The sequence below is a fragment of the Desulfovibrio legallii genome (assembly GCF_004309735.1).
In the GTDB taxonomy this organism is placed as follows: domain Bacteria; phylum Desulfobacterota; class Desulfovibrionia; order Desulfovibrionales; family Desulfovibrionaceae; genus Desulfovibrio; species Desulfovibrio legallii.
The window spans coordinates 23273-46516 of the sequence record NZ_SIXC01000012.1; the positions used below are offsets into that span (position 1 = coordinate 23273).

Below are 23244 nucleotides of genomic sequence, written 5' to 3' on the forward strand. Positions count from 1 at the left end.
TCTCTATGTCCTCATGGGCAATTGGTTTTCTTGCCACGCCAGAGGCGGTAATGGGGATGCTGGGCGCAACTCCCCCAACTTAAAATATCCTCTAACATACTTTAGGCAGGGGCCGATTGTCAAACGTTTTCGTCCGGATAAGGCCGCAAAAGAAGGCTCATGGGCGTAACCACTCGCCGCTGGCGACTCTTTCCGCGTAAGGCGGGCATGGCATCCAATAGGTCCAGGCTGGAATCGAGGTGCGACCGCACATCACCGCCACCATCACCCGCTGGTACATGCTGTGGCCGCAGGGCCGGAAGCCTTCCAGCCGGTCGATGGGCGGAAGATCGCGCAGCGGGTCGGTGAAGGTCACCAGTTCCCCATAGATCAGATCCCAGTCGCCGGTCGGGCGGCCGAAGCGCGGCGTGTCGATCTCCTGTTGTCTGCGGGCATCGGCCATTGGGTCGGCGGTACCCCGGGCCAGGATCAGCCCCTCCGGTACCTCGAGCGCCGGGAACCCGGCGTTGAGGTGGTAGAGCCTGCCCCAGACCACGGCCGGTTCGATACTGCGGGCCTGGGCGCAGAAGCGCTGATGGTTCCAGTAGCCCCTTTTCAGGGTGCCGTAGACGAAGAGACGGAGGATGGTCTCGGGAGTGTCTTCCGGGTTTGTGTTCAGGTTCGCGGTGTCTCCAATGTTCATGCATTCACTCCTTCGGGCAGTGTCCCTTTGCGCTCCTGGGGTATGAAGCGGAATTCGCTGTTTTCGATGGCCCGCACATCCTCGTGACGGATGGTGAGCATGGTCATGGGCGGCACCTCCAGCTCGCGCCAGCCCTTCTCGTTGTCCACGGCAAAGTCGATAAAGGCGGGCTCCGAGGCGTAGAGCACCACCCGGTGCTGGCGGTGGATGCGCAGGCAGAGCGGCTTGTTGCCCTTGAGCACGGTGATGGTGCCGGGGTCGAGACGCGAGGCCAGCACGGCGCTCATCTGGCCGCGACAGAGGGCGAGCGCCTTCTTCAGGCCGTCCTGGTCGATGGGGCCTTCGGGCGCGAAGCGGTCGGCCAGGCGGAAGATCAACTCGCTATCTACCTCGGCGTAGCGCGGCAGCCCGAGTCGGCGGAACAGATAATCGGCGTTGTAGATGGTGCCGTTGTGGGTGCCGATGACGATCCCGGCCCGGATGGGATGGTTGTTGCGGTTGTTGAACTCGTTGCCCCGGGTGCGCCAGCGGGTGTGGCCCATGAGGATGGTGGTCTCGTTGTCGACCTGCCCGAGCAGCTCCTGAAACGGCTTCTCGTAGACCAGCTCGTGCGCCCGCATCGGCCGCTTGAAGATGCGGTGGCTGCCGTTGGTCTTGAGCCAGGCCAGACCGGAGGCGTGCGGGCCGCGCTCCTCGCTGTGCAGCAGCATGCGGATGAAGACCTCGCGCAGGTAATCCCGCTCGTCGGGCCGTCTGCGCTTGCGGCCGAAGATGATGCCTACTTGTCCGCACATGGAGCCGGGTCCTCCTTGCCGCCGAAGTTCTTGCCGAGCGGTCTCGTTCCTTCGAGGACGAAGGCCGCGTATTCACGCCTGTGATCCGCCAGCCACTCGGCCACCTCCGGATAACCCATCTCAGCGGTCAGGCGGGTCACCTCCGGGTGGTCGAGCATGTTGGTGAGTCCGGAGAGCCGCACCGTCTCCAGGGCTTCGAGGAAGCGTTCCGGCCAGGGATCGCTGGCCTTGTCGTCGGGCAGAAACTCGATCAGGCCGTGCCGGGCCAGGCGGGTGAGAAACTCGGCGGCCGCAGCGGCGGCGTCCTCCGGCAACGGCTGGGTCGGCCCGCCTTCGATGCCGGAGAGCACCTCGGTCATGTAGTCCCGGGGTGCTCGGCTGGCGGTGAACGGCGTCTGACCGCGCATCATCTCGACAACTTCGAGGCAGTCGGCGGCCTGGATGATTTCCCCGCTGCCGGGGATCGGGTCGCCATCCAGCGTGGTGGAGCGGATCAGAATCTTCATGGGGCACCTCCTTAAACAGTGAGGCCGGGAACTTGCCCGGCCTCGTTGGTGAGAGTGGTGGTTGTTTCGTCCGGAAGGACGTCCTGCGGTTTGGGGCGTCCGTTCTTAAAGGCGGCGTCGCCGGGCATGTTGGCCATCAGATGCTTGCGGGCGGTCTTGAATTCGTCGCCGATCAGGCCGAGGTGGAGCAGGAAGACCCGGAAGTCGTACTTAGCGCTCTGGGGGTCGAAGTCCCGCTTGCGGCTGGAGGCTGCCCGGCCGTTGAGCGCCTTGGCGGCGACGGCGAGGCAGAACTGCAGGTAGGCCTTGATCCGCCCCGCGTGGAGGGTCGCCTCGAACCAGCGGAACTCCACCGTGCCCCGGTACCAGACGTTGTGCAGGTTGACCCCGTGGTAGCGGCTGTTGTCGTAGTGCTGGGGCTGGCGGTTGTGGTAGCCGTACCAGATGCGGTTGAGCTGGTCCTTGGTGCGCGGGCGATGCTGTTCGATGCGTTGGATCAGCTCGTCGCTGACCGGCCGGGTGTAGCGGTTGAGCCGGTCGCGGCTGATGCCGAGGGCGTGGAGGATCAGCGGCTCCTGCTTGTAGACGATCTTGGCCAGGTTACCCAGGTGCCTGCCGTCGAAGGGCGCGGCGTCGATATGGATGTGGATGCCGCACTGGCTGTTGATCTTGCCTCCGGCGCGGCGGATGGCCCGAACCACCTCCTGCAGTTGCGGGATGTCGTCGTAGCCGAGCACCGGGCTGACCACCTCGGCCCGCAGATGGGCCGGGACGCTGGTCAGGGAGGCGTCCCCCACCACCTTCCAGACGCGGCCGCGCAGGCCCTCGACCTCCCAGGGGTCATAGCTGCTGGGGATGCCGACATGGCGGACCGTGCCGCCCACCACCGAGTGGATGGCCCAGGCGATCTGTTCCCGGGTGCGTTTTACGGTCTCGATCTCGATCCCGTAGTGGATCTCTTTCAGGTTCATGCGTGCCTCCGTCGTTCATGGCGCTTCTAAGTCGTTGTCTGGCAAGGCTTTTCAACCTCCGCTCACACCATGAATGAATGCTTCTTTCCGGACACAAATCAAGTAGAAGAACAGCCGGAGCCGACATTTAACACGTTTATTTTCAATGACTTGCGAACTTGGCCGGATTGGGCGGCGCACAGGCGGCAGAAACCCCGGAACGGGCTGGCCGTATCCGGGGTTTCTGAGTTAGCGGTGGCAGTGAGCCGGTCAGCCGGAGGCGGTATCTGAGGTGATCAGGCTGGCGTGCAGCTCGAGGTTGCGCGACTCGTCGGCCCGCATCCGTGCCAGCAGCGCCGTGAAGGCCTCCGCTTCGGCGGCCGGGAGCTTTGACGCCCGTTCCAGCCGCGCCAGGCGTTGGTGCAGATTCTCCAGCAGGCCCAGGGCGTGGTCACGGATCAGACCGTCGCGCTTCTCCTGCGGCGTAGGGATGAACTCGGTCAGGCCGCCTTTGCGTCGAACGATCATGGCCGTGCCTCCTTAGCTCAGGGTCGCGCCCAGCGAATGGATGCGCGGGTAGATCAACGGCGTGCCGGTCATCTCGGCCTTGTAACGGACCTTGTTGCCGGTGTTGTCGGTGAAGGTGCGCACCAGGGTGTACTCGGTCCAGTTCTCGTCGATGGGCCGGGTGTCCTGGATGGTCATCGCCTCCCAGGTCAGGCCGCCGTCGTTGCTGGCGAACCATTGCAGGGTGGTGCCGCTGGGGATTTGCATCTGCACATAGGCCTTGGTCGATTCCACTCCCTGGGTCAGCTCGTTCTCGCGGGTCAGGTAGGCCCCGGTGGTCTTGTTGAGGTAGCCCACCAGGTTGACGTCGCGGAAGTTGATGGCCGGGGTGTCGTTGGCAAGGGAGCTGCTCAGGCGCACGCGGATCTGGACCCGGGTGGCGAGGTTGGGCAGCCGTTCCTCCTCGGCGGGAACCATGGCGTCCCAGGTCACGCCGCCGTCGGTGGAGTATTCCCAGTCGAGGCCGGTGCCCTGGGGAATGGCCGAGTATTCGTCGAGGTTGATGTCGGAGAACTGCACGCCGGTGATCGGCTGGAAGCGAATCATACCCTCGGACTGGAAGTTGTAGCCGTAGATCTTCATCGCCAGGTCGGAGCCGTTGAGCGGCGTCCAGGTCTCGGCGTTGGAGCTCTCCAGCAGCACGCCTTCCATGTAGGTCTGGCGGGTGATGATGCCCCAGCGGCCCATCTTGCCCAGGGTGGCGGTGCGCACCTTGTAGTTGGTGCTGTTGGTCAGCAGCACCACGGAATAGCTGGTGTTGGCCTCGGCGTAGAACGGGTCATCGAAGCGAATGCGGGTCTCGCCGCTCAGGCTGATCTCGTTCGGGGCCAACACCTTCTCGGCGAACACCACGCCGTTGGGCAGACCGGTGGTGACGCCGCGAATCTGCACCGTGACCGGGATGCTCGGGTCCCTGGCGGTGAACTGCAGTCCGATGCTGGAGATCACCTGGTTTTGGGTGAAGCTGAAGGTCTGGGCCAGCGGATCGCGGGGTACGAAGATGGTCTGGGTGCGCCAGACCACCTGCACCACGGGCACGCGGATGATGCGGTTCTCGATGATGCGCTCGATGCGGGTGATGACCAGCGGATCGTTGATCTGCAGGCTGGCCCGGGCCGAGTAGACGCCGTCGGCCATCTCCACGATGCGGTTGCCGTTGCGGGCGTTGGTCGGAATGGTGAAGGAGGCGCTGACCCGACCGGCCTCGTCGCTGATCAGGTTGCTGGCCATCACCTGGCCGTCGCAGCGCAGCACGATGCCGGATTTGCTCGGGGTGAAGTTGATGCCGGTGACGGCGATCCCGGTTTGGCCGCGCCGCCCGAGGTTGGGCGTGATCTGCAACATAGCCGGGGGCTTGTCGAACACGGCGTAGGGGTTGATGTTGCGCTCCTCGGACCAGTCGTTCTGTTCAACGAGCACGGTCTCGTTGCCGGGCAGCAGCGCCAGACTGCCGAAGAAGCTCGCGTTGCTGCCCGCCTGATCGACCGAGAGCACCGTCGAGTGCGGAATGCGGTCCGGCGCGACGAAACGGGCGATCTCGTTGACCCGGGCGTCCCATTCGGCGTGGTAGATGTCCGACTGGGCGGTGTTCGAGAAGTCGTCCGAGTAGATGCCTTTCTTGGTCTGGGCGTCCCGGTTCTGCAGCTCGTTGTTCATCTGGTACTGGGCGTCGTTGTACTTCAGATCCTCGACGTCCTGGATGATGTCGTGGATCTGGTCCATGGTGATGCGGGTCAGGCCGAAGTTGCGGATCTCCATGTCGGTGGAGTTGGGCGGGCAGTCGATGCTGCACAGCCCCAGGGCGTTTTCCGGGACGATGGGCAGCTTCGGAAAATCCGCCGGAGCCCCTTCCAGCCGCTTGATCTCGGTGGTGGTGGCGTAAACGATGTCGCGGCGGCCGAGGTAATAGTCATAGTCCAGGCTGCAGTTGGAGCCGTTCACCGGCTGATCGCCGAGGCTGCCGCGCCCGAAATTGATCACGTTGAGGTTACCCAGCTCGAGCTGAACCGGCGACATGGTGAGTCCGGCCGTGTTGGTGGCCGGAGGCGAAGCGGTGCCGATCTCCTCGACGCCGTCGTCGACGTAGGAGATCGCCTCGCTGCCCAGCTCCATCAGGCGCTTGTAGTCGGTGCGTGCGCCGTTGGTGGCAGCCCGGTAGACGCGATAGCCGGTCGCGCCGCTGACCGGCAGCCAGGAGAGCTTGTTCATCTCCCCGGCTGCGGTGACCCGGGCGATGACCGCAGCGGCGTTGAAGGCCGTCTCGCCGGTGGCGTTGTAGGCGGTCACCAGATAGAAGTAGTTTCCGGCCGCCGGATGGTTGGCCTGTCCGAACCAGCCGCTGTCCACGTAGTCGGTGCCCTTGACCATCTGCTTGGTGTAGGTCCAGCGCACCGTGTAGGTGGTGCCGATGGCCGGTTCGTTGCCGGAGCCGAGCCAGTCGACATGGTTGCCTGACTGCTGCCAGTCCACGCCCTCCTGGAAGATGGTCGCCCCCTGGCTGACCTCGAGGATGTCCACCACGGGATTGGGATCGAGCAGGTCTTCGCCGCCGCCCACCGAGCCGCGAGTGACGTTGCGGGTGATCTCGACGATGGCTTCCACCTGGGTCGTCTCCTTCAGCGGCGTGGAGTTGACCGGATAGCGGCGCTTGTTGATGTCGAAGGTTTTCTGCTCACCGCGCACCGACTTGGTGGCGATGGATTTGGGCACCAGGGTCGAGGTGGGCAGATCGCGCTGATGCCGGAAGCCCTGGATGTAGGCGCGTCCGGCGTTGGTGATCGCCTCCACACTGTCGTCGTCGACGCCGCCGATGAAGGTGTCGAAGCCCCGCACCAGATAGCTTCCGGCCTGGTCGAAGGTGCGCTCGGCCAGATTCTGAATCAGGGAATTGAGCCCTTCGGCGGCGGCGAAGGAGAGCTGGTCCTCGGTGATCGAGGAGACGGTGATCCGGCTGCCCGGCAGAGTGCCCAGTAGATCCCGAAGGTAGAGGTTGGACTTCTCCTGCACCGTGGGCGTGACATCGCCGCTCTCGCGGTCGAACTTGTAGATCGGGATCACCCGGCGCTCGGCCACGTTGTTGGGCAGCGTCTGGCCGCTGGTGTCCGTCGCCTTGAGAGAAAGAACCCATTTTTCCCGCTCGGCGGTAGGCTCGCCGGTGGCCGGATTGATCAGGGCCGGGTCCTGGGTGTAGCCGTAGTTGTACTTCAGCAGCTCCACGTAAACGTATTCGGCCCCGCTGGTGGTGGCCGGATCATAGGTCAGGGTCGCGCCGCTCACCTGTTCCAGATGGCCGTCGATGTAGACCACGCCCGGGGCCAGGGTCAGGACGTTGGCGGCCGCGCTGACCTCGAGGCCCATGATGATGGAGCCTTCCTTGAACAGGATGTCGGCGATCTTGCGCCGCTCCAGGTTGATGATGTCCTGCTGCTCGTTGAGTTCGGAATCCAGCAGGTCGCGATCCTGATGGTAACGGATGCGCTTGTAGTTCTTGGTCGGGTCGAATGTCTCGCGTGAGATGCTCATGTTTGAATCCTCCAGTTAGATCTTGATGATCCCGACCAGCTCCACGCGGGTGTCGGAAATCTTGTTGAAGTCGGGAATGTTCTTCACCTCGTACAGGTAGCCCGGGTGCAGCACCTCGCCGGTTGGGTTGGTGTCCTGATGGAACACGCCGCCCATGGCGAGATCCCCGGTGACGCTTTGCACGTACTGCACGTCGCCGCCGAAGAAGCCGTATTCGCGGATGGTGATGCCGTTGGCCTCCGCCTCGTCGAAGCGAAAGAAGATGCCGATGGTGTTGGTCTCCTCGCCGGTTTCGAGATAGCGCACGCCGTTGACCAGCAGCGCCCCTTCGGCGTCCTCCTTGAGGAAAGTCCGCTTGTAGTAGCGCTTGCGGGCGCGTTCGTTTCTGAGCCCGGTCTGGCCGATGTCCGGCGCGGGCGGATTCTGCGGGTCGCTGAAGCTGGCATCCCCGTCGCCGATGGCGCAGTGGGTGATGCCGTCCACGGCCTGGCCGAGGAGGAGTTTGGCCGTCAGTATCCGGCCGGTTTTGACGATGAGTCCCAGTGCCATTGCTGTTCTCCTTTAGGTCTGAATTTCGTGGTCTTGATCGATGAGCACCGCGAACAGGATCTGGCGCGTGTCGGCCAGCAGCCCGGCCGGGACCGCGATGCGCTGAACGGTGTCGGAACGGCTGATGTGTGCGCCGGATGTCCGGACGCTGGTGTCGATGTTCCGCAGCCAGGGGCGCGTCACCCGCACCGCCGCGTCAACATCGACGCCCAGACGGCCATGGACGACGAGCCACAGGTCGGCGCTCCGGTTCAGGCGGTTGTTCACGCGAAGCGCGAGGTCGGATCGACGTTCGAGCCGATGGGCGACCCGCATTGCGCTGTCGGCCCGGACCATCACCGTGCGCCTGGCCGGTGCCCCGGAAAACAGCTCGAAAAGCGCTCCGGGTTGCGCCGCTCCAATGGCGAGCAGTTCCGGCCGCCGTGTGCCTCTGCGGGTGGTGATGGATGCCAGTTGTCCCTTATGCACGGCCACGGCGAATCCTCCCGCTGAGCTTGAGTGCCTGGCCACGGTTCATGGACATAAGCGTTTCCGGACGACGCTGGCCGGTGATCGTGCTGATGGGTTTGAGCTTTCCGCTATGCATTGCCATGGCGTTATTCCTTCACCGCGCACCAGCCGCCGGTGGTCAGGTTGAACACGCGGTAGCTGTCAGCTCCGATTTGAATGGTGTCTTCCGAGGCGACGTTGCCGCCGCCCACGGAGAAGATCTCGATGAGTTCGCCGCGCAGTTCCTGGTAGGCAGCGGAACCGGACATCGAGGCGAGCCAGGGAAAAAGGATGGTGGTGCCGTAGCGCATCTCTGGATCGGTTTCGCCCTGGAGACCGCCGTTGGCCGCGCCGCAACGGCCCTGCTGGCCGGAGGCGGAGGTCCAGCCGTCGAACTTGTTCACGGCGTAGAAGGTGCCCGGCGCGTTGTAGTAACTGTTGATGACCGGCTGCGGGTCCTCGCCGATCTTGGCCCCCGAGGCGTAATCCCGAACGAGGGTCTCGACGGTAATGGTGTTCGGCGTGACGGCGGTGTCGATGGCGCTCACACGCACGCGTTCGATGCCCGCGTCGTCCTTGATCACATAGTCCTGTCCGGGCGTGACCACGGTGGCGTCGTTGACCTGAAGCACCACGCCGCTTCCGGCGGTGGCCGCCGCCTGCGTGAGCGCGACGGCCCCGGACCAGAAGCGTTTCAGCAGGCCGCTGTAATGGCCGTAGTAGGTGGAGACGAGCTTGGTCACCACGAAGACGTGGTCCAGATCGGCGAACAGCCAGAAGATGAAGTCGGCGCTGTCCTCCACCCGCAGATAGGTGTAACTGGTGTGCGAAGCCTCGTTGACGCCGGTGTGGGTGGCCGCGTCCCAATACTGGAATGCGGCGACGTGAATTCGCCCGGAGGTGGTGCTGATACGGAACTGTAGATAGGCGTCCTCGGCTCCGGATTCTCCGTGCGACTTGAAAACGAAATACGGCTGCGGGTCGGCCGACTGATCGTCGTGCAGGGTCCAGCCGGTGGTGGTCACCAGAAAGGTCCGCAGTTGATTGAGCAGGTCGAGCCGACCGTGAGCGAGTCCTTGAATGCTGTGGTATGCCATGGCGGCCTCCTTAGAGAATCGGGTTTTCCGTGCCGGTCAGGCGCAGCTTGATGTCGAGTTTGTTTTGCACCGGCGTGCCCGGGAGCACGGTGCAGCGCCGCCAGAAAGACAGCGTCTGCTGGAAGGCCTTGTCGCCGAGATTCAGCGGTGCGCCCTGGGTGGCGGTGTCGAGTTCGGCATGGGTCAGGGCCAGGCGGTACCAGACCGCTTCGTCGGTGCCGGTTTCATCGATGGGATCGAGCACCAGCCCGGTGTAGTCGTAGCCGGAATAGACGGTCGTCCCGACGTTGTGCGCGGCCGGATTGGTGTTGGCCACGCCCCGCTGCACGGTGAGATTGGCGGTGCCGCCGCCGCTTTCGACGAGCATCTGCTCGCCGTCGATGATAATGAGTTCGCCGTCGGCAAAGCGCTGTTCGGCCAGGGCGATGGATGTCTGCGCCGCGTCGATGGCCGAAGCGAGGCCCGTCTGCTCGTTGGCGACGTAGAGTTGCCGATCCTTGATGTCGCCGTCGGTGCCGTTGTAGCTCTCGGCCTCGGGGCGGCTGAAATCCCCCTCGGAAATCTGCTGGGTCAGCGCTTCGTCAAGATAGAGATGTATCGCCATGGGTTCTCCTTCAGGTGGGCCACTGGGTGGCGCGATAGTTGTTGGTGGCGGCCTCGAACCCGGCCTGCGTAGGCGCGTGCAGATCCTGCTGACGGAACAGCCAGCGGTAGGAAGGCCGCGACCAGCGGAATCCGGCCTGGTTGAGGCGCATGCGGCTGACGCGCATGGGGCGGGTCCGATCCACGGAGAGACGCAGGCCGGTGGTGTTGAGCGGGCTTGCGCCCAGCTTCATGGTCTCGACCCGATGGCGCTGGAGAGAGCCCGTGTCCACATAGACTTCAAGCGAAGCCCGTTCGCCGGTCAGATTCGCATTGCTCAGATACCGGGTGTTCAGGGTGTTCGCGTTGAGCCGGAACACAGGCCCTCTCCGCCGCCATCGGTCGATCCGGTCGACGGCCAGGGTGACGTCCGCGTCGCAGCCAGCGGTGGAGGCGAGCAGCAGATTGCTGATGCCGCCCTGGTTGGCGGTGAGGTCGAGACCTTCGTTGAGCCTGGCGCGGCCAAGCTGAAAGCAGAGGCGGTGCCGGGATTCCAAGGGCAGGCGCAGGTCGTACTTGGCCTCCGCCCGCTCGACCGGTTCCGCCTGCGTGTCGAAAAAGAAATCCTTCTGCCGGAAGCAGTAGCGCAGCGCGGTCTCGCCATGGGTCAGCGGCTTGCGGTTGAGATGGCTCTCACCCAGCCCGAAGCCGCTTTCCAGCACATCGCCTTCGAAATCGCGGCCGGTGTAGATGGGCGTGCAGAAGGAAACCCGATCCTCGCCCACGCGGGTGTACGGCAGCCGCCAGTCGTTGAGGGCCTTGTGGTTCAGGCGCATCCGGTTCTGGCGGCCGTGAAAACGGGAGACCTTCACGTCGGCCCGATCGATCTCCGGGATCATCTCCGTGGTGCTGGTGAGCTGCAACAGCTCCCAGGCCCTCTGCTTGTTGGTCAGGTGGCGGCAGGAACCGAGCGAGGATCGGCCAAGGACGAAGGTTTCGTCGAGAAATGCCAATACGATCCGGCGCACGGCGTTGGCATGCCCGAAGTCGAGCATCGCGCCGCCTTCGATCCATTCCAGGAGGAACTGGAGCCAGAAACAGCGCGTGCCCGCCGGGTGGTGAAACACCAGGGCGTCGCGCAGCCCCTCGGTCTGGTTGAGGCACAGCACGCGAAACACGCCGAGGCTGAACACCAGCCCGGGCAGCTTGGCGCTGCTGAGTTTTGAGCGGGCATTGAGACGCAGAGCCGAGCGGAAGGTCTCCTGCAGTTCCCCCTTCCAACCGAGCGCGTCAAAATCGCGTTCGATGGCCGGGATAGTGCCCTTGCGGCGATAGATTTCGACCGCCTCCCGCACGCGGCGGCGCTGGCAGTCCGGCGAACAGGTGCCGTCCACTTCGAGGCCGACCAGTCTCGCCAGCAGTGGCAAGAAGCGTTCGTCGCAATGATCGACGTCGAAGATGGTCGGGAAGTCGTCGATAGCCTGCTTGAGCTCGTCGAGCGTTCCGGCGGGAAGGCTCAGAAAGGTGCGCAGGTCACCGGCCTCGTCGTTGTGCTCGTAAAGCGGCGGCAGCAGGCCGAGCAGATTGTCCTTGAACCAATCCGACATCAACCGGCCCTCCGCAGATCGAGGTTGACACTGCCGAGGACCGGGATTTCGCCGTGGCGCAGCTCGATGTCCTGCTGCGGTGCGTAGAGATGCATGTGGCTGACGCCACGCACGCCGTCTATCAGTGCTACCAGGTCGGAGAAGTGAATGGTCTGGCCGAAAGAGACTTGGTCGAAGGAAAAGAAATCGGAGAGCGCGGCTTCGATGCGGCTGCGCACGTTTTCCAGCGGTTCACCGGGCCAGACGTAGACCTCAGCGTCGATGGAAACGGGGCGGTAGATCGGATCGAACAGATTGATCTCGACCGTGATGACCTTGCGGCGTTCGAGAAACTCCGCGAGGTCCCGCTTGAGCAGCGCCGAGGGCATTCCGCCGCCGTTGGGGGCGATGGCCAGTTGGACATTGTAATAGCGGATGTTCTGGCAGGCATTGGTGTCGAGCACCTTGGCCTTGGCGACGCCGGGGTAACCTTCGGCGAGGACCTGGTAATCCTCCAGAGTGACGGCCTTCCAGAGACTTCGCAGTTCCGCCGGTGCCTGTCGGCGGGCGTGTTCGAGGGCTTCCCGCGAAGCGCCGCCAGTGGCGGGAACAGGATTGGTGACGGTCAGGGAGACCTGGCCGCCGTCGAGGTAGACCGGGCTCAGCAGTTGAGTGATCCGGTTCGGGCCGAGATTGCCCTGGTCTCCGATGGTCTGCAGATAGCTGACGGTGATGGTGCTTCCCTGAGCGGGTACAGCGCCGCTTTGCCCGTCGCCGAAAATCAGGGTAGAGATGTCGAGCGCATCCAGGTCGGCCATGAAATGACGGCTGTCGGCCAGGCTGTCCTGAAAATGATCGACCTCGCTCCAGGCGTCGTCCCCCACCGTAACGGTGATGGTGCCCTGGGCGATGGCGTCGCCGGTCAGGCGGATGCGCTGAAATGGCAGCCCCGTCGACGTGAAGGTCTCGGTGCGGCGCACGCCTTGACGGGCCGGGATGTCTAAAGAGAGCACGCCTCGCGGGATCAGGCCGTCCTCGACCGTCTCGAAATCCGCCTCGCCGTCATTCAGCAAGGCGCGGCAGGCCGTTCCCGCCGGAATGGTCAGGTCCTTGCCAAGCGGGGCGGAGAGCCGGAAACGCAGCGTGGTGGTGGAGGCCACCGGTGAATCCAGCCGGTAGCCGATGAGCTTGCAGAGGTTGATGACGTTCTGCCGCTGGCGGGCCGTGGGCAGGAAAGCCTCCGCCGCCTGGGCGTCCAGGTAGTAGGCCAGCATGTCGCCCACGCCGCAGAACAGATCGAGCAGGACGACGCCGAGATCGGAGTGGTTGAAATCGGTCCAGCGGTCAGTAAGCTGCGGGATCTTCGCCAGCAGCTCCTGGCGGATCGATTCGTAATCCTTGTTGATGTATCCGATGCTTGCGCGGCCCATGGTCTCTCCGGTTTTCGGCGGTTATGCGAGAGCGCCTGATGCTCTCGCCACGCCGGTTACTTACCGGAAGGGGCCTGGATGTGTCGGAGGCGGGATGCCTCAGAGCGGGCCGCGCAGTTGCCAGACCGGGTTGGGCTGCCCGGAGGTGTTGTTGAGGTAGTGGGATTCCTTCTTGCCCTCGAAATAGAACAGACCGATGCGGCCAGGCTCCGACGTGGTGATCCGGTGAGCGGTACCAGCGGCGTTATCTTCCGCCTGACTCTGGGTGTCGAAGCCCAGACCGCTTGCGGCCAGATAGAGGGCGTGCTCGGCCTGGGGCGTTTCCGTTTCGGGTGCTCCCTTGAAGACCAGATAATGGCCGTGGTTGTCACCCGGATCGCTGACGATCCACTTGCCGTTGCGGTCCTGAAAAGCTCCCTCGATGTAGGCGATCTCGTATTCCCCGGCTGGCCAGATGAAGGAATCGTCCGGATCGGGGCTCATCTCGGCTGCGTCGAACCAGAGCAGATTGAACAGTGAGCGCACATCCGGCGATAGGCGCACGCTGCGCACCGGCGGCGGTTCCGGCTCGGGTTCCGGCTGGGGATAGCTGGGCGCGGGATTGTTCGGGTCTTCTCTGTAGAAGGGATAGACCAGGTTGCCGTCCACCTGGCTCTGGATCACCCGGTAGGCGATATGCACCAGCAGCAGGTTGCCGTCGATGTTCAGCGGTCGGTCGTCGAAGCGCACCTCTGTGATAATCACCCGCTTTTCCCAGCGCTTGATGGCGTCGATCACGTAATGACGCAGCAAGCCCTTGAGCACCTCGTCGTTCTGTTCGAACACCAGATCCTTCAGCCTGGAGCCGAACTCCGGATTCATGAACCGTTCGCCGATCCGGGTGCCGAGGATCTGCAGGATGCTTTCGCGGATGTGCTCGTGCTCCCGCGAGGTGGCGGTCGATACCTGGGTGCCGCCGGATACCGACTGAAACCGGAACGGGTAGCGCAATCCCTTGCCGAGAAAGTCATAGCTCATCAGGTACGCTCCTCGCAGTCGATGCCGCACTGTCCCGAGCAGCCATTTTCCGAAGTGGCGTCGTCGACGGCTTCTCCCTGGAACCGGATCACCAGATCCAGGCCGCTCTTGAGCCCCAGGTGAATGGTTCCGTTCGCCTCGATCAGCCCGCCGTGGCCGGACTGGCCGCACTGGAATCCCTTGGCTCCCCCGGAAAGCAGACGGACGGCGATGGTTTCGCCGATGCCCTCGATGCGGCCGATGCCGATGATGTCGATTGGTCCGGCCGGGTTGATCAGGGTGATGAACCGCTCCCGGTGATCGACGTCGAGACGGATGCCCTCGGGTAGATCCACCGCGAAGCGTTCCGCGCCCATGGCGGTCGGATCGATCCCGGCGGGCAGTCCGCTGATACCGGCTGCCTCCCGGGTCGCGCTCAGATAGGACTCGACCAGGGTGTAAAGGCGTCCCGGGGCGACCTCGACAGCCGTGCCGGGTCCGGGGGTGACGACCTGCTGCTCCCCGGCGTCGATGACGCAGATTCGCTGATCGTCAGTGGTCCGCAGGATCATGCCGTCGGGCAAGGTGAAGAGCCGGTTGCCGTCCGGCAGATCCCGGGGTTCGGTGCCCGCAGGCAGTTCGACGAAGGGATAGAAATCGGGCTCCGGCTCGACCTGTACCTGATCCAGATACTCCTGCGTCCTGGCCTGCTGGGCTTCCAGATAGGCCTGGGCCTGGCCGCGCATCGCCTCCGAGGCGGCGTGACCGGCCTCCAGCAGTGTGCGGATGCCGGAAAGCTCCTCACGAATGCCAGACAGGTGATCGCAGAGCGCCCGTAAAACATACTGCTGCTCGCCGGAATCGGTCTGTTCGATGGTGGCCTGCAAGTCGGAGGGTTCTTCGGAAATCATGGATAACCTCCATTACATGCCGACATTGGCGGGTTGGGATTGATAGCTCATGGCGCTGACCGGCGTCACCGTTCCGGTCGCGCCGTCGATTTCGAACACGGTCCAGACCGTGCCGGGGGCGTTGGGAACGTTGAAGGTCTGCTCACGGCCATCGCTCAAGAACACTTTCACCGATGCTCCGGACTGCGCCAGGCCGGAGCTCGGATTGGCGTTGCGGTTGGTGTAGTCGTGGACCGCGTAGCGGTAGATGCCGGGGATGAGCCGATGGATGGTGATGGTCTCCGGCCCGTAGGAACTGGTGTCGTCCACGTCCAATTCCGCCGCCTCGTTTTCGATGGTGTGGGAATAGAACACATGGAACCTGCCGCCGGATGGCGTCGGTCCGGTGAGATGGGAATCGAGGTCCCGGGGATTCAGGCCCCACTGCAACACGATGCGGGCGACCTGGCCGTCGAGCTCGGGCGAGAGAACGATCTGGATGTCGCCGGAGGTGTTGGGGTCGGCATTCACCCAGCCATGCCAGGCGATGTATCCCGGCGCGGTGACCTCCACGTAATAGAACCCCTCGGGTACGGACAGCTCGAACCCGCCATAGGCGTTGGCGAAGGTCTGGTACGCCGCCGGGCCGGTTTCCGAGCGGCGGAATTCGATCAGCGCGTTGCCGACGCCGCTGGTGTTGAGGGCGTTGACCACCATGCCGCTGAGGAGGACCGTGGCTCCGCTGGCAAAGTCCGGGTGGTCGGCGAACCAGGACGGATCACGGACCTCCACCAGTACATGTCGGAGGCTGTCCCGGGCCGAGGATCGCCAGACCATGAGCACGGCGTTGCCGATGGTCCAGCCGCAGCGAATGACACCGTCCGGCCCGATCTCCGCGACCTCCGGATTGCTGGTGGCAAAGACCGGAGCGTCCACGTCGCCGCGCAGTGAGAGCGGAATCCGTTGCTCGAACTCGCCGGAGGAGAGGCGGATGGAGCGAGGCTGAACCTCCCAGTGGCTAAAGGTTGACGGGGTATCCGTCATGAAGGAACCTCCACCGGTGCGGAGACGCCGCCGCCATAGACCTCGACCTGAACGTGCCGCAGGCTGAGCCGCTCGGGCGAATCCCAGACCAGAATCATGGCCGCTCCGGGAACGAAGCCGCATTCGACATTGCCGTCTTCATCGACACTGGCCACGTCGGGATTGGACGATTCGAACACCGGCGCTTCGGGCAGACCCCGGATCGAGAGCGGAATGCGCTGAACGAATGGGGATCGCGAGACCCGGATCAACTTCGGGAAGACATCCCAGTAGTGCGGTTCCTGCGGTTGTTCGAGATTGTTCATGGCATCCCCCTCAGTTGTCGATGGTGTCGGGACTGCCGGTAACGATGATGGCTCCGCAGGCGGTGATGTCGCCGATGCGGGCGTTGGGCAATCCTTCGGTGATGGTGTCGAAGCTGCCGGTCACGATGGGCGTCACGCCATGCCCCGGGATGGGACAGACGTGCAGGTCCCCCATACGGGCCACGGGCATGCCGTTGTCCAGCGTCCGACTGGCCCCGGTGATGATGACGCCGCCGTGACTGCTGATGTCACCGAGTCGCGCCTGGGAGCTCATGGATTCACCTTCAGCAACAGATGGATCAGAAAGCCGATGAGTCCGCCGATGGTGCTGCCGATGGTCAACACCAGGCCGACGATCTTCCACATGGTCTCGGTCCCCATCTTGGAGCCGACCCGGGCATGCAGCCGGTCGATCTCCTCGGCGTGCCGGTGCAGATCGGAATAGATCGAGCGGACCAGTACCTCGACGTTTTCCTTGTCCGATTTCTTCTCGATTTCACGTTCGATCTTCTCGAGTCGGTCCTGGATTTCCCGGCGGTGACTTTCGAGGATGCTGCGGAATTCCTCCCGCCAATGATCGAAGGTCCGGGCCAGCAATTCCTCGCTGGCCGAGAGTCCGGAGGGCGTTGTTGTTCTTTCTCCCATGCGATGCTTCCTTCAGGTGTTGATCAAGACAGTGTTCGTCGAGCGAATGATGATGTTTCCGGCCACCCCATCCATGAACACGAGGCTGCCGGACTTGTCGGTGGCGCTGATGCTCTCCTGGCCGGGCGCTGCGTTCATGCGCACCACCTGACCGGCCTTGTCGGTGAGCCGGATCTGTTCGGCGGCGGCGGTGGAATCGACGAGGATTTCCTGGGTGCCGTTGAGCCCCCAGATGTGAACTTTCTCCCGACCCTTGGTGGTATCGATGAGGATCTTCTGCCAGCGGGAGCGGCCCTTGTCGCACGAGAGGATGTGGACCTTCTCCTTGTCCTGCCAGGCTTCGAGGATCACCTGCTGGCGGCAGAGGTCGGTGAGCTGGATGCGGGCGCGGGAGCCGACGATCTGCGAAGCGATGTCGAGCTGGTCGCCTTTCTCGGCGTCCTTCGTGCCTCGGCGCAGGGCGTTGCCGCTCTGCATCTCCGGCTTCACCTTCCCTTCCATGGTGAGGATCTGCCCGGCGCGGTCGATGATCCGCAGCAGCTCGTCGCCGTCGCGATCATCGGCAAGAATGGTGTGGCCGGTTTCGGTCTTGAGCAGGACCTTCAGGCGCGGGCAGTAATACGGCGGATGGCCGTGGTACTTCTTGTGTTCGAGATCGTCGTGCCGGTTGGCCTGATGCTCAACCTTGTCCTCACAGTCATGACAGAAGGCATTCGCGCAGGTGCGCTTCGATTCCTCGGGCTGCTCACCGGGATTGCTCTTGGCCAGCCAGACCCCGGTCCAGATCGGATACTGGACGACGCCGCCCTCGAACTCGGCCCAGACCGAGGCCCCTTCTTCTGGGACCAGGAACATGCCGGTGTCGTCGTTGCCGCCGTAGGGGAAACAGGGCGCGGCCCATTCGGACCAGTTCTCCCGCCCGCTGCCGAGCACGGCGGGGATTTCCAGACGGACCCGACCGAGGCGTTCGGGGTCGTTGTTGTCGCGCACGAAGGCCCGGTACTTGCCGTACCAGCGGTTGCGGTAGCGCTCCTCGGATTGACGGTCGCGAGTTTCAAGCATGCTCCGCCTCACGCTTTCGACTGGCGTCCCAGGCCAGCCAGCCGCCCAGGCGAACCGCCCAATACATGACCTGCCTTTTCCACAGAGGCACGCCCAAAGCCGCCATCAGTTCGAGAAAGAGGCGGTCGGCCGCAAGCCGCGAGACCTTGCCGGTGTGGTAGAGATAGTCGTGAACGACGGCCGCCGGGGAATATCGTCCCCAGGGCGGCACCACGCGCCAGAACAGGCGCGGCACCGAGGCGAAGTCGGTCTCGAACCCGGCGGGCACTTCGATGATGCGGCCAGCGCCGGTGCGGACACGGAACGGCTGGGTCAGCCTTGCGGTCATTCCATTGGGCAGGATCTCCACCCGAAGCGGCCCGGAGAGACCCAGCGCGGTGCCGGAAAACAGGGTCTTGGCTTCGGCGCTCATGACCTCCACCTCGCCTTGCCCGACTGACGCACGTCGAGATGGACCCAGGAGGCATAGACGCCGATGCCGCCTTCGCGGAAGAGTGGAATCTCCTCGGCGATGACCGCCAGTTCCTCGGGCGAAACGCCTGCGGGACAGCTCACGTCGACCGCCATGCCCAGCGTGTGAAAACTCTGTTCCGCGCCACCCACCGCCTTGTTGTGCCGGTTGCAACGGAAGCCGCTGGTGATGGACAGCGGTTTGCCGATGCGGTCGCGCAGCGTCTGCAGGGCGTCGACCAGGTCGGGATGGACCGCAGCCGAATGGCCGCAGCAGTTCGTGCCTTTGCAGGCGAATTCCGAACGGTTGAAATTCTTGCTGAGATCACCCATTGCCGCCTCCTTGTGTGACCGCGCCGGAATCCGCGTCGATGGTCACCATGGCTGGCGGCTCGTTTTGCGGCGTGGGCGGGGCCTCCTTGTCGTTGGGTTTGCCCTGGGACTCGGCGGACTTGTCGCCCGCGCCCTTGCCGAGGGCGTTCTTCTTGAGTTTGAGTTCGCAGAGATAGCCAGCGCCGCTGATGCTGTGGCGGACCGAGTGGCAGTAGTAGATGCCGGAAAACTTCCGTCCCACGCCCTTGATCTCGACGTTCTTCTTGGCGCGTAGCTGGGGAATGCCGATGGTGGCGGCGTCCGCTTCGACCTGGCGCAGCTCGGCCTCGCGGAACTTGCCTTCGGCGCTGTCCTGGGCGGGCTCCTGGCGCGGCTCTTCGTGAAAGCCTTCGGAACGGTCGAAGCTGGGCACGATCTGCCCCGTCTCCTGTTCCTTGAAGCTGCCTTCGCCGGTGTTGCCGTCGACCAGATAGGTCTGCTTGCCCAGGGCCGTCCGTTCGGGCGTGGTGGCGTTGTTGGCCTTGTGCTCGACCACGTCCTTCTTGCGCGGGTCGACGCCGACCGTCTTGGTCTCGACCCCCGCGCCCTTGGCTCCCTGGGATTGGGTGCTGGGGCGGAACGAGCGCAACAGGCCCTTGGTATCGGTGAAATATTCGAGGGTCAGAAGTGGTGTCTGGTCGAGCTCGCGGGGATGGAAATGAAGTTCGTCGTCCTGGATATAGAAGACATAGCCGCTCACGCCGTCGCCATCGCGGTCGCGGGCCTTTTCCGCCAGCTCCTTGAGGAACTGGGCGTCCGAGATGTTGCTCTGGGTGACGCGGAGATGGGTTCCCTTGGTAGCCGTGACCACCGGCGTGAGACCGTTGGCGGCGGCGACTTGTTCGGCGATTTCCGAATAGAGGATGCCGGGAGCGGGTTTCTGCCAGACCTTCTGGTTTTCCTTGCCCGCCAGTTTGAAGCCCTTGTCGTAGGCCTTGATGCGGATGGTCGGATCACCATTTTCCGGAAAATCGTAATCGATGTCCTTGATGACCGCCTTCTTGCGCGGGGAGAGGTTTCCCACGTAGCCGAAGCGGGCCACGATCTCGTTGCCTTCCTGGAACAGCGGATCGTCGACGAACTGCAGGTTGCGGTCGGTCACCGACAGCTCGAGAACATCCAGCTCTTCCTCGTTGTCGGTGAAGACGAACGAGGTGATCTCCTGGGTGATGTCCTTCGAGAGGTCTTGCCCCTCGATCTGAATCAGAAATGTCGGTTTGAAGGTATCCAGATCCATGCGTCTCTCCGGTGGTTCGCAGTTCCCTGCTTACTTACCGGAAGGCATGGCGAGGTGTCGGACGCTTCAGTCGAGCAGGCGCATCTGGACGTGTTCGCGGGAGGGAATGCGCAGCGCCAGACCCGGCTCGAGCGCCAACGGGAAAAAGAGGTCGTTGTAGTCGCAGATGATCCACCAGAGCCTGGCGTCACCCAGATAGCGGTGCGCGAGCAGATCCAGGCGGTCGCCCTCGACCACGGTGTGTAGGCGGTCGTCGTGTCTGGGGGTGGTGTCGATGCGCTGGCGCATGCCGAGGGAGGTACCGTCGCTGTCCCGGTAGAGAAGGCAGCGGGCGTATCGGGAATTGCGGCCGATCATGAGCGCACCTCCGACCAGTTGATGGAACGGTCCACATATTCCTCGAGGACGATGTCCACCTCGGCGCGTTGCGGCAGCAGGTTGTCCCGGTCGAACAGGCCGAAGAAACGCGCCTTCACCTGCCGGACGATACAGGTCACGCCTGGGTAGAGATCGCCGAAAATCAGCAGCACACGGTGCGGCGCGTTCTTGAGCATGGTTCCGGCGTGTTCCGGATATTGCAGCGAGCGGAGCCAGTCGACCTTCTGTTTCACCGGCCCCTTGAACAGCTCGACTTTGAAAGCGATCCGGCGCGGCTCCCCGGCGACGTACTGGTAGCGCGGGTGGCTCATGCCGGGGATCTTAATCGTCGCGTAGTCGGTCGACTTCTCGTCGCTGATGGAGTTGGGGTTGTACTGGAATTCAAGCCGCTCTCCCGTGTCGGCGTCCACCAGATATCCCTTGATGGGCTGTTGATCCCAGGCCATTGCTTACACCTCGGCGATCTCGAGGATCGTCTTGCCCAGTTGTCCGGCCCGGTCGAGTTCCAGCCGCATGCCGCTGGAAATGCCGTTGCCGGTGAACGCCCACACCTCGTCGCAACATTCCATGTAGGCCAGGCCGCAGGCGATGCCAGTCTCCCGCTGCTCGGGAACGCTGTCATCGGTGAAGGTTGGATACAACAGGTGCGGCGCGAACGGCGCGTGACCGTTTCTCATGACCCGTCGGCAAAGCGCCTCGGCGACCTTCACGTTTCGAGCTATGTCACCCGCGAACGGGCTGCAGACAAAGATGCGTTTCATCGGTCCTCTCAAAGTGTTTCGTAGTTTCTGATCTTCCGCTCCCGAAGATCCTTGTAGACGGCCTCGGCCACCTTCCGGCCATCGATGTTGGTGGTCACGCTCAGTTCCACCGGGCGGTCGGCCAGACCATCGAGGCGCGAGAGCAGCGATTCCAGCAGTTCGCGCAGCCCCGGACCGGCGTCCTCTCCGCGCAGGGGTATCGCGGGAGCGGTGCGGGCCGGAGCAATCAACCGTTCGGAAGGCACCGTCTCGGCGAGTCCGGATTGCAGGGGCTTCGCTATCGGAGTCGGAGCGACCGTTATGGGCCGCTCGATCCCGGCCGGAGCCGGAGAGGCACTTCCGACTTCCATTGCCGGTTCCACCGCGAACGGCTGGATATAGCTCTTACTTACCGGCTCGACGGCCGCCGCGACGGTCTGCACTGTGCCGTTTATCGGTTGCGGAGGCGGCGCGGCCGTGGCCATGACCGGCTGGAGCATCAGCATGGCGCTCAGGGCCTTGGGCACCAGGCGCTCGTCCAGACGCGGCACGAGACTGAGCACGCTTTCGATGATGCGTTGCCCAATCGATTCGGCGGGCGGCGCAGCTCCGAGCGGTTGCTTCTGCTCGGCCACCTGCGGAATCGGGGTCTGGACTCCCAGCATGGCGCGAGCGGAGGAGAGCAAACCGTTGGCGATCCCGGCGCTGCGATCCTTGATCGCCTGAATGCCCGCGCTCGCGCCGCTGGAAAGCCTTTGCCAGAGGGATTGCCCCTCGGTACCGGCACTGGCAAAGATTCGGCCCACAGCCCCGGGGACGGCAGACAGCGTGGCAACGATCCGGTCGCGGAGATTGACGGCTCCCGTGGCCAGCGCGTCCCAGGTATTGACCTGGGGCGACTTGAGCGCCAGTTCGGGCGTGTTGCCAAACAGGGATTGTTTGAGACCGCCGAAAATGGCCCCGGCCTTGGCCGCGACGGTTTGAGCCCCGGAGGTCAACCCATCCCAGAGTTTTCCAGCCATCCGGAAGGGAGCCGAGGCGGCGTCCATGAGGTTTCCGCCCGCCGTCTTGATCTGCTGCCAGGCTCCCGCAGCGGCCGAGAGAATCCCGCGAGCGGCGAAGCCGAACACTTTCGCAGGCAGCGACTGGGTAAGGCTCATGCCGTCGGCGAGGGTCTTGAGCAGCGCGGAACCGGAGACGGTCAGGCTGGAGAGTGGTCCCTCGCGGGCATCGGAGAACGGCAGCAGATTGCGCAGCTTGCCGAGGGCGTTCTTAAGCATGGTGAAGGGATAGGTCACCGCCGACCAGATCCCTTCGCCAAGGGTGATCAGTAGCTTCTTGCCCGCCTCGAAAAAGGTAGTATCCCCGGCGAAGAAGGAGCGCACGGTGGCAAACAGCTCACGCAGAGTGCTGATAATCGGCAGATTCAGAATCGCCTGGCCGATATGTCCGGCGGCGTCGGCCACCAGGCGTCCGATGGAGGTGAAGATGCCGGAAATGAAATTCCAGACACCGACCACCACATCCCGCGCCCAGCGGAACGGGGTGGCAAGAAAATCGTAGACCGCGCCGCCAATGGCCTTGAGACCGTCCAGCAGGGAGATGTCGCCGGTCAGCACCTGCCAGACCGCATAGACGATCTTCCCGGCGGCCATGAAGGCCTCGCCGATCATGCGCACGGGCAACAGGAACTTGTAGATGAACTTGGTCGCTCCGACCAGTGACCCGACGATGGCCTTGCCGACCCAGACCACGCTGCGCACCACCACCGCCAGGGCTCGCACGATGAGCGACAGGTTCCAGGCCACGATCTTCAGCGCGAACGCCAGTCCCTGCAGAAGCACACCGGCGACGGTGCCGATAACCGTGCCGAAGGTGCGCCAGGACGAGCCGTCGGTGGCGCTGGCGGCCACGCCGAAGATCTCCACCACCGAAAAGACCGCGCTGGCCAGTGCCGCGTAGGCGCTCATCAGGGTGCGGACGGTCGGTTCGAGGATGGCGCGGATACGGCCAAAGGCATGGGAGAAAGCGCCCCACAATCCGGCCAGGGCCTCACGAACGCGGTAATAGGCTTTGAAGACGGTGACCACGAAGCCCAGCAGTCCGGCGGATTCGAGCTTTTTGGCCAGTTCGGCCGACATCTGCCCGACACCGCCGCTGAGCGAGCCCACCAGCTCCCTGATCCCCCGGAACACCAGCGAGACCTTGTTCCAGGCCCCGGTGATGACGTCCTGGATGCCGCCGAAATTGGTTTCCCAGGCGCGTTTGAGCAAATACACCGAAAGGATCACCCCTGCGATAATCGCGGTAACAGGCAGAAAATAGGTCGCGACCGCAGAACCCACTCCGGCGAGCGCAGCGCTGATGGCCA

Annotated in this window: 25 protein-coding genes; all 25 read right to left on the reverse strand. The window is 63.8% G+C overall.

Annotation, left to right across the window (positions count from 1 at the left end; all coding sequences use genetic code 11):
• Positions 1-157: 157 nt before the first annotated feature.
• On the reverse strand, positions 158-682 hold the full coding sequence (locus tag EB812_RS09470) for a gamma-glutamylcyclotransferase family protein (RefSeq protein WP_130958173.1): 525 nt from the start codon (positions 680-682) through the stop codon (positions 158-160).
• Positions 679-1476, reverse strand: a complete 798-nt coding sequence (locus tag EB812_RS09475; protein ID WP_130958174.1) for a glucosamine 6-phosphate synthetase — start codon at positions 1474-1476, stop codon at positions 679-681. The genes EB812_RS09470 and EB812_RS09475 overlap by 4 nt, the downstream gene beginning before the upstream one ends.
• On the reverse strand, positions 1461-1982 hold the full coding sequence (locus tag EB812_RS09480; RefSeq protein ID WP_130958175.1) for a DUF5049 domain-containing protein: 522 nt from the start codon (positions 1980-1982) through the stop codon (positions 1461-1463). The genes EB812_RS09475 and EB812_RS09480 overlap by 16 nt, the downstream gene beginning before the upstream one ends.
• An 11-nt stretch (positions 1983-1993) precedes the next feature.
• Positions 1994-2953: an amidoligase family protein gene (locus EB812_RS09485; RefSeq protein ID WP_130958176.1), complete on the reverse strand. Its 960-nt coding sequence runs from the start codon at positions 2951-2953 to the stop codon at positions 1994-1996.
• 249 nt (positions 2954-3202) lie between these two features.
• Positions 3203-3460, reverse strand: coding sequence for a hypothetical protein (locus EB812_RS09490; protein ID WP_013219032.1), 258 nt, complete (start codon positions 3458-3460; stop codon positions 3203-3205).
• 12 nt (positions 3461-3472) lie between these two features.
• Complete coding sequence (locus tag EB812_RS09495) at positions 3473-7021, reverse strand: DUF4815 domain-containing protein (RefSeq protein WP_130958177.1); 3549 nt, start codon at positions 7019-7021, stop codon at positions 3473-3475.
• Positions 7022-7036: 15 nt separating this feature from the next.
• On the reverse strand, positions 7037-7570 hold the full coding sequence (locus EB812_RS09500; protein WP_130958178.1) for a hypothetical protein: 534 nt from the start codon (positions 7568-7570) through the stop codon (positions 7037-7039).
• Positions 7571-7582: 12 nt separating this feature from the next.
• Positions 7583-8044 (reverse strand): hypothetical protein, encoded by a 462-nt coding sequence (locus tag EB812_RS09505; protein ID WP_130958179.1) that lies wholly within the window; start codon positions 8042-8044, stop codon positions 7583-7585.
• 122 nt (positions 8045-8166) lie between these two features.
• The gene (locus EB812_RS09510) at positions 8167-9156 is read right to left on the reverse strand and encodes a hypothetical protein (RefSeq protein ID WP_130958180.1); all 990 of its coding nucleotides are present in this window, start codon (positions 9154-9156) and stop codon (positions 8167-8169) included.
• Positions 9157-9166: 10 nt separating this feature from the next.
• The gene (locus EB812_RS09515; protein ID WP_130958181.1) at positions 9167-9760 is read right to left on the reverse strand and encodes a hypothetical protein; all 594 of its coding nucleotides are present in this window, start codon (positions 9758-9760) and stop codon (positions 9167-9169) included.
• Positions 9761-9770: 10 nt separating this feature from the next.
• A complete protein-coding gene (locus EB812_RS09520) occupies positions 9771-11345 on the reverse strand; it encodes a phage tail protein (RefSeq protein ID WP_130958182.1) in 1575 nt (524 codons plus the stop codon).
• Positions 11345-12754, reverse strand: a complete 1410-nt coding sequence (locus EB812_RS09525) for a baseplate J/gp47 family protein (RefSeq protein ID WP_130958183.1) — start codon at positions 12752-12754, stop codon at positions 11345-11347. Before EB812_RS09525 ends, EB812_RS09520 begins: the two co-directional genes overlap by 1 nt.
• Positions 12755-12853: 99 nt before the next feature.
• The gene (locus EB812_RS09530) at positions 12854-13771 is read right to left on the reverse strand and encodes a GPW/gp25 family protein (RefSeq protein ID WP_130958184.1); all 918 of its coding nucleotides are present in this window, start codon (positions 13769-13771) and stop codon (positions 12854-12856) included.
• The gene (locus EB812_RS09535) at positions 13771-14661 is read right to left on the reverse strand and encodes a hypothetical protein (RefSeq protein WP_130958185.1); all 891 of its coding nucleotides are present in this window, start codon (positions 14659-14661) and stop codon (positions 13771-13773) included. The genes EB812_RS09530 and EB812_RS09535 overlap by 1 nt, the downstream gene beginning before the upstream one ends.
• A gap of 12 nt (positions 14662-14673) precedes the next feature.
• Positions 14674-15684 (reverse strand): hypothetical protein, encoded by a 1011-nt coding sequence (locus EB812_RS09540; protein WP_130958186.1) that lies wholly within the window; start codon positions 15682-15684, stop codon positions 14674-14676.
• Complete coding sequence (locus EB812_RS09545) at positions 15681-15989, reverse strand: hypothetical protein (protein ID WP_020886740.1); 309 nt, start codon at positions 15987-15989, stop codon at positions 15681-15683. The genes EB812_RS09540 and EB812_RS09545 overlap by 4 nt, the downstream gene beginning before the upstream one ends.
• Before the next feature lie 10 nt (positions 15990-15999).
• Positions 16000-16263, reverse strand: coding sequence for a PAAR domain-containing protein (locus EB812_RS09550; RefSeq protein ID WP_011366988.1), 264 nt, complete (start codon positions 16261-16263; stop codon positions 16000-16002).
• Positions 16260-16634 (reverse strand): hypothetical protein, encoded by a 375-nt coding sequence (locus EB812_RS09555; RefSeq protein WP_013514566.1) that lies wholly within the window; start codon positions 16632-16634, stop codon positions 16260-16262. Before EB812_RS09555 ends, EB812_RS09550 begins: the two co-directional genes overlap by 4 nt.
• 12 nt (positions 16635-16646) lie before the next feature.
• Entirely contained in the window at positions 16647-17696 is a 1050-nt protein-coding gene (locus EB812_RS09560) for a phage baseplate assembly protein V (RefSeq protein ID WP_011700611.1), read from the reverse strand.
• Positions 17689-18108 (reverse strand): DUF1353 domain-containing protein, encoded by a 420-nt coding sequence (locus EB812_RS09565; protein ID WP_130958187.1) that lies wholly within the window; start codon positions 18106-18108, stop codon positions 17689-17691. Before EB812_RS09565 ends, EB812_RS09560 begins: the two co-directional genes overlap by 8 nt.
• Entirely contained in the window at positions 18105-18479 is a 375-nt protein-coding gene (locus EB812_RS09570; RefSeq protein WP_130958188.1) for a YcbK family protein, read from the reverse strand. The genes EB812_RS09565 and EB812_RS09570 overlap by 4 nt, the downstream gene beginning before the upstream one ends.
• On the reverse strand, positions 18472-19755 hold the full coding sequence (locus EB812_RS09575) for a phage late control D family protein (protein ID WP_130958189.1): 1284 nt from the start codon (positions 19753-19755) through the stop codon (positions 18472-18474). The genes EB812_RS09570 and EB812_RS09575 overlap by 8 nt, the downstream gene beginning before the upstream one ends.
• 66 nt (positions 19756-19821) lie before the next feature.
• Positions 19822-20112: a LysM peptidoglycan-binding domain-containing protein gene (locus EB812_RS09580; protein WP_013219047.1), complete on the reverse strand. Its 291-nt coding sequence runs from the start codon at positions 20110-20112 to the stop codon at positions 19822-19824.
• Positions 20109-20579 carry a CIS tube protein gene (locus tag EB812_RS09585; protein ID WP_011366981.1) on the reverse strand — a complete coding sequence of 157 codons (471 nt, stop codon included), beginning with the start codon at positions 20577-20579 and terminating at the stop codon, positions 20109-20111. Before EB812_RS09585 ends, EB812_RS09580 begins: the two co-directional genes overlap by 4 nt.
• A 3-nt stretch (positions 20580-20582) precedes the next feature.
• Positions 20583-20894, reverse strand: coding sequence for a DUF7768 domain-containing protein (locus EB812_RS09590; protein WP_130958190.1), 312 nt, complete (start codon positions 20892-20894; stop codon positions 20583-20585).
• Positions 20895-23244: the final 2350 nt, after the last annotated feature.